The organism is Conexibacter stalactiti (genome assembly GCF_033542075.1).
Lineage (GTDB): Bacteria > Actinomycetota > Thermoleophilia > Solirubrobacterales > Solirubrobacteraceae > Conexibacter > Conexibacter stalactiti.
In genome coordinates, this window is sequence record NZ_JAWSTH010000178.1 from 1 (window position 1) to 5,868 (window position 5,868).

Consider the following 5,868-nt stretch of genomic DNA (forward strand, 5'->3'; position numbering starts at 1 on the left):
CTTGCCGCGCTCGGCCGCGGCCTCGCCGCCGCGCTGCGCGCCAAGCTCGACGGCGAGGCGGTCGGGCGCGAGGCGGAGCTGGCCGCGGCGCTGGCGGGCGCGCGCCAGGCATAGACGCCGGCGCGCGAGGCGGAGGCGCGGCCGGGCATCGCGCCGCGGGCATCGCCTAGCATCAAGGGAGATGGACCTTCCCGCTCCCTTCGAATGGCATGGCGAGCACATCGGGATCGAGCTGCCCGGCGGTCGCGCGCTCTTCACGACCCGTCGCGGCGGCGTCTCGACCGGCCCGTACGCGAGCCTCAACCTCGCCGCCTGGACCGATGACGAGCCGGCCGCCGTCGCGCGCAACGACGAACTGCTCGCGGCCGCCGTCTGCGTGCCGCGCGGCGCGCTCGCGATCGGCACGCAGGTCCACGAGGCGGCTGTGCGGCGCGTCACCGTGCCGCCGGCGCCCGCTGACGCGCAGGAGCGCTACGACGGCCAGGCGACGGCGCTGAGCGACGTCGCCGCCGTCGTGCTGACGGCCGACTGCCTGCCGGTCGCGCTGATCTCCTGCGGCGCGGTCGCGATGGTCCACGCCGGCTGGCGCGGCCTCGCGGCCGGCGTGCTGGAGGAAGGCGTGCGCGCCCTGCGCGAACTGGGCGCCGACGGCCCGGTGGCGGCCGCGATCGGCCCCGGCGCCGGCGTCTGCTGCTACCAGACCGGCGCCGAGGTGCACGACGCCTTCGCCCGCCATGGCGCCGCCGTGCGCGCCGGCGACCACGTCGACCTGAAGGCGGTCGCGCGGCGCGAGCTGCGCGCCGCCGGCGTCCACGAGATCCACGACGTCGGCCTCTGCACGATCTGCTCCGATCCCGAGCTGTTCTTCTCCTACCGCCGCGACGGCGGCCTGACCGGCCGACAGGCAGGTGCCGCATGGCGCGCATGACGAGAAGGCCGGTTAGCGGACGGCAGGCGGGAGCCGCATGGCGCGCGTGATCCAAGGTCTCGACGCCGACCGGATCGCTCGCAACGTCGCCGAGGCGCGCGAGCGGATCGACACGGCGGCGGCGCTCGCCGGTCGCGAGCCGGACGCGGTCGAGCTGCTGGCGGCCGTCAAGTACGTCCCGCTGGAGGCGATCGGCCTGCTTGCGCAAGCAGGCCTGACGTTGCTGGGCGAGAACCGCGCGCAGGACCTCGAGGCGAAGGCGATCGCCCACCCCAACATGTTCACGTGGGACTTCATCGGCCACCTGCAGAGCCGCAAGGTGAAGCAGATCGTGCCGTTCGTGCGGCTGATCCACTCGGTCGCCAGCGACTCGGTGCTGGAACAGCTCGCGCGCCACTCGGGCGCCCGCAGGGACCTCGAGGTGCTGATCGAGGTCAACGTCGCCTGCGAGCCGTCCAAGAGCGGCGTCGCGCCAGCTGACCTGGCCGCCTTCATCGAGCGCTGCCCGGTCCCGGTCGGCGGCCTGATGACGATGCCGCCGCTGGCGGTGCGCCCGGAGGACAACCGCAGGTACTTCGCCGCGCTGCGCGAGCTGGCGGAGCGCCACGGCCTGCGGCGCCTGTCGATGGGCACCTCGCAGGACTACGAGGTGGCGGTCGAGGAGGGCGCGACGATCGTGCGCCTCGGCTCGACGCTGTACGAGTGATTCGGCGCGCGCTCCGCGCGAAATGTTGCCGAGGCGCATAATGAAAGGCGTTGCAGGGATTCTCCTTGCCTGCACGAACCACTCACCGTCATGGCATTTCGCGACACCTGGCACCGCGCGCTCGTCTACTTCGGGCTCGCCGTCGAACACGACTACGACGACGAACCCGACTACGACCGCGATCGAGATCGCGGTCGCGAGCGTGAGCGGCAGCAGTACACCGAGCCCGAGGTCGACCTCGAGGACCAGTACCGAGAGCGTCCCAACGTGCGCAGGCTCAGCAGCAGCCGGCGCCGGCGCGACGAGATCGACGACATCTTCGCGGACGACGGTCCGGTCGAGCGGCGCACCAGCGTCCTGCGGCCGGTCGGCGGCAGCGGCGGTGGAGGCGGCGGTGGCGGTGCAGGTGTGCGCAACGGTCGCAGCAGCGGGGAGGTCCGCGTGCATCTCGTCGTACCCAAGTCGTTCAACGACGCCCAGGACGTGGCGGACAAGTTCAAGGACTCGATCCCGGTCATCCTCAACCTGCAGGGGTCGGACACCGACCTCTCCAAGCGGTTGATCGACTTCTCGTCTGGACTCACCTACGCGCTCGACGGCGGCATGCAGCGGATCGCCGACAAGGTCTTCCTGCTCACGCCGCGCAACGTCGAGGTGTCGGCCGAGGAGCGCGCGCGGCTGATCGAGAAGGGCTTCTTCAACCAGAGCTGAGGGCGCTCCGAGCGGCCGGAACGGTACGCTTGCGCCCATGCAGGTAGGACTGATCGGAGCGGGCAACATGGCCAGCGCCTTCGCGCGCGGCTGGGGTGACCCGCTCCTGGTGACCGACGTCGACTTCGCCCGCGCCGAGGCGCTCGCGGCGGAGCTCGGCGGCGAAGCGGTCGTCTCCAACGCAGAGCTGGCGCAGCGCGCCGACGTCGTCTTCCTCTGCCACAAGCCGTATCAGCTCGACGAGGTCGCGGCCGAGGCCGCCGGCACGGGCGCCGCGATCGTCTCGATCCTCGGCGGCGTGCCGCTCGAAGCGCTGCAGGCCGCCTACCCCGGCCAACAGGTCTTCCGGCTGATGCCGAACGTCAACGTCGCGGTCTCGCGCGGCGTGATCGTGCTGGCTGAGCCGGCCGACGCCGACCGCGAGTTGCTCGATCGCCTGCTCGGCCTGCTCGGCCGCGTCGGCACGGTCGTGCGCCTGCCGGACCGGCTGATCGACGCCGCGACCGCGGCGATGGGCGTCGGCCCGGCCTACACGGCGCTGTACGTCGAGGCGCAGGTCGACGCGATCGTGCGGCTGGGGATCCCGGCCGACGTCGCGACCGAGCTCGTGACCGCGACCGTCGGCGGCACGATCGAGCTGCTCGCCGCGCGCGACAACGACACGCTCGCCGTCCGCCGCTCGGTCACCTCGCCGGCCGGCTCGACCGCCCGCGGCCTCGCCGCGCTCGAGCGCAACGGCATCCGCACCGCCTTCGACGAGGCGGCCGATGCGGTCGTGCACGGAGGCAGAGCGTGAACGGCGCGCTCGTCTTCGGTGACACGCGCGGCACGATCGCCGACTACGTCGACGCCGTCTTCACCGTCTACCTGATCCTGATCTTCGCCTACATAGTCGTGTCGATCGTCTTCAGCGTCGGCGTGCGCGTGCCGTACTCGCGCTGGAGCAACGCCTTCTTCGACTTCCTGCGTCAGGTCGTCGAGCCGTACCTGAACATCTTCCGCAGATTTCTGCCGAACTTCGGTCCCTTCGATCTGAGCCCGATGGTCGCGACCTTCGTGCTGATCATCGTCTGGCGGATCGTCGTGGGGCTGATCCGCGGCTGATGAGCACCGCCGCAGCCTGGCTGCGCGTCGGCCTGGTCGCCGCGCTCGTGCTCGTGCTCGACCAGGTGACGAAGGCGCTCGTGCGCGCCGACGTCGAGGTCGGGGAGAAGAACGAGGTGCTGCCGTTCCTCGACATCGTCCACGTCCACAACGACGGCGTCGCGTTCGGCTTCCTCGGCGGCGGCGGGGCGCTCGTGCTGATCGTCGTCTTCGCGGCGGTCGCGCTGCTGCTCGGCTTCTTCGCGCGCAACCCGACGGCGCGCTGGATGTGGCTGCCGACCGGGATGCTGCTCGGCGGCGCGATCGGCAACCTCGTCGACCGCATCCGCCAGGGGTACGTCACCGACTTCATCGGCCAGCCGTTCCTGCCGTCCTTCAACGTCGCCGACATCGCCGTCACGTGCGGCGTGATCGTCCTCGTGATCGTCTTGGAGTTGAATGCCCGCCGCCCCGCTGCTGCTTGAGGTCGCCGACGGCGACGCGGGGGAGCGGCTCGACAGCTTCCTCGCCGGCCCGCTCGGCTCGCGCGCGAAGGCGCAGCGGCTGATCGACGCCGGCCTCGTGACGGTCAACGGCGCCGCGCGCCCCAAGCGCCACAAGCTCGCCGCCGGCGAGCGCGTCGAGGTCGCGCCCGAGCCGGCCGCCGAGCTGGAGCCGGCCGGCGACGCGCCGTACGCGATCGCCTGGGAGGACGAGCACCTGCTGCTGGTCGACAAGCCGGCCGGCGTCGTCGTCCACCCGGCGCCCGGCCATCGCAGCGGCACGCTGTCGCAGGCGCTCTCCGGCCGCGCCGCGGGCGGGGAGGACGCCGCCCGCGCCGGGATCGTCCACCGGCTCGACCGCGACACCTCCGGCCTGCTCGTCGTCGCGAAGTCCGAGGAGTCGCACCGGCTGTTGAAGGCGATGATCGAGGCGCGCGAGGTGCGGCGCGAGTACCTCGCGCTCGTCGAGGGCACGCCGCCGGCGCGCAGCGGCACGATCGACGCGCCGATCGGCCGCGACCGCCGCGTGCGCACGCGCATGTCGACCGAGACCGACGACCCGCGCGACGCCCGCACCCACTTCACGCTGGAGCGCGCGCTGCCGGACTCGTCGTTGCTGCGGGTCGTGCTGGAGACCGGCCGCACGCATCAGATCCGCGTCCACCTGCAGGCGATCGGCTTCCCCGTCGCCGGTGACCCGGAGTACGGCAGAGCCGGCAGATTCGGGCTGCAGCGCCAGTTCCTGCACGCGACGCGGCTCGCCTTCGAGCACCCGCTGACGGGCGAGCAGGTCGACGTCTCCTCGCCGCTGCCGCCCGACCTCGCCGAGGTGCTGGCGCGGCTCGAGTCGCAGCTGCGCTGAAGTCGCGTAGACTTCTCGATGTACGCAGTCAAACGAACCCGGACGCGTACGGGTCCGCTGCCCTGCTCGACGCCCTGACGTCGGGATCAGCGCGGCCCGCGGCCGGGAGCAGTGCCCAACACCACCCAAGGGAGCAACACCATGGCGACCGCAACCACTCCGGTTGACCTCAAAGAGCTGCTTGAGAACGGCGTTCACTTCGGCCACCAGACGCGCCGTTGGAACCCGAAGATGCGCCGCTTCATCCACGGCGAGCGCGCCGGCATCTACATCATCGACCTGCTCAAGACGCAGGAGCTGCTGACCGAGGCGCAGGACTTCGCGCAGCAGGTCGCGCTGCGCGGCGGGACGATCCTCTTCGTCGGCACCAAGAAGCAGGCCAGAGACGGCATCAAGGAGGTCGCTGAGGCGGCCGGCATGCCGTACGTCAACCACCGTTGGCTCGGCGGCCTGCTGACGAACTTCGGCACGATAACCAACCGCATCAAGCGGCTGCACGACCTCGAGCGCTACGAGCGCGAGGGTCAGCTCGACCTGCTCCCGACGCGCGAGCGTCTCGCCGCGAGAGCCGACCTGCTCAAGCTGCAGGCCAACCTCGGCGGCGTCAAGAACATGTCGCGCACGCCCGACGCGATGTTCGTGATCGACCTCAAGGTCGAGGCGATCGCCGTCAAGGAGGCGAGACGCCTCCGCATCCCGATCATCGGCCTGGTCGACACCAACTGCGACCCGGACGAGGTCGACTACGTCGTCCCGGGCAACGACGACGCGATCAAGTCGTGCCTGACGGTCACCAGAGCGCTCGGCAAGGTCATCGGCGAGGGCCGCGAGGTCTTCCGCGCCGAGGAGGAGCGTCAGCGCAAGGAGGCCGAGGAGAAGGCCCGCCGCGACGCCGAGGAGCGCGCCCGCCGCGACGCGGAGGAGAAGGCGCGCCGCGACGCCGAGGACGCCGCCAAGCGCGAGGCCGAGGCCGCCGCCAGACGCGAGGCCGAGCAGGCCGCCGCCGCGCAGCAGGCGCAGGCCGCCCAGCAGGCTGCCGCCGCCCAGGAGGCGCAGGCCGCCCAGCAGGCCGCTG

The 5,868-nt window shown here is 71.9% G+C and carries 8 protein-coding genes; all 8 read left to right on the plus strand.

Annotated elements, in window-relative coordinates:
* Positions 1-181 precede the first annotated feature (181 nt).
* Complete coding sequence (locus tag R7226_RS30695) at positions 182-928, plus strand: polyphenol oxidase family protein (RefSeq protein WP_318601347.1); 747 nt, start codon at positions 182-184, stop codon at positions 926-928.
* Between the two features lie 37 nt (positions 929-965).
* Positions 966-1,634 (plus strand): YggS family pyridoxal phosphate-dependent enzyme, encoded by a 669-nt coding sequence (locus R7226_RS30700; RefSeq protein WP_318601348.1) that lies wholly within the window; start codon positions 966-968, stop codon positions 1,632-1,634.
* 90 nt (positions 1,635-1,724) lie between these two features.
* Positions 1,725-2,345: a cell division protein SepF gene (locus R7226_RS30705; RefSeq protein ID WP_318601349.1), complete on the plus strand. Its 621-nt coding sequence runs from the start codon at positions 1,725-1,727 to the stop codon at positions 2,343-2,345.
* A 37-nt stretch (positions 2,346-2,382) separates the two neighbouring features.
* Positions 2,383-3,141, plus strand: a complete 759-nt coding sequence (locus R7226_RS30710; RefSeq protein ID WP_318601350.1) for a pyrroline-5-carboxylate reductase family protein — start codon at positions 2,383-2,385, stop codon at positions 3,139-3,141.
* Positions 3,138-3,449, plus strand: coding sequence for a YggT family protein (locus R7226_RS30715; protein ID WP_318601351.1), 312 nt, complete (start codon positions 3,138-3,140; stop codon positions 3,447-3,449). The genes R7226_RS30710 and R7226_RS30715 overlap by 4 nt, the downstream gene beginning before the upstream one ends.
* Positions 3,449-3,913 carry a signal peptidase II gene (lspA, locus tag R7226_RS30720; RefSeq protein ID WP_318601352.1) on the plus strand — a complete coding sequence of 155 codons (465 nt, stop codon included), beginning with the start codon at positions 3,449-3,451 and terminating at the stop codon, positions 3,911-3,913. Before R7226_RS30715 ends, lspA begins: the two co-directional genes overlap by 1 nt.
* Complete coding sequence (locus R7226_RS30725) at positions 3,888-4,793, plus strand: RluA family pseudouridine synthase (RefSeq protein ID WP_318601353.1); 906 nt, start codon at positions 3,888-3,890, stop codon at positions 4,791-4,793. Before lspA ends, R7226_RS30725 begins: the two co-directional genes overlap by 26 nt.
* Positions 4,794-4,934: 141 nt before the next feature.
* On the plus strand, positions 4,935-5,868 hold a 934-nt coding region (rpsB, locus tag R7226_RS30730), incomplete at its 3' end, for a 30S ribosomal protein S2 (RefSeq protein WP_318601354.1).

Coding starts and splice junctions, on each gene's coding strand:
- lspA (WP_318601352.1), top strand. CDS start 3,449: ATGAGCACCGCCGCAGCCTGGCTGCGCGTCGGCCTGGTCGCCGCGCTC.
- R7226_RS30710 (WP_318601350.1), top strand. CDS start 2,383: ATGCAGGTAGGACTGATCGGAGCGGGCAACATGGCCAGCGCCTTCGCG.
- R7226_RS30700 (WP_318601348.1), top strand. CDS start 966: ATGGCGCGCGTGATCCAAGGTCTCGACGCCGACCGGATCGCTCGCAAC.
- R7226_RS30705 (WP_318601349.1), top strand. CDS start 1,725: ATGGCATTTCGCGACACCTGGCACCGCGCGCTCGTCTACTTCGGGCTC.
- R7226_RS30725 (WP_318601353.1), top strand. CDS start 3,888: ATGCCCGCCGCCCCGCTGCTGCTTGAGGTCGCCGACGGCGACGCGGGG.
- R7226_RS30695 (WP_318601347.1), top strand. CDS start 182: ATGGACCTTCCCGCTCCCTTCGAATGGCATGGCGAGCACATCGGGATC.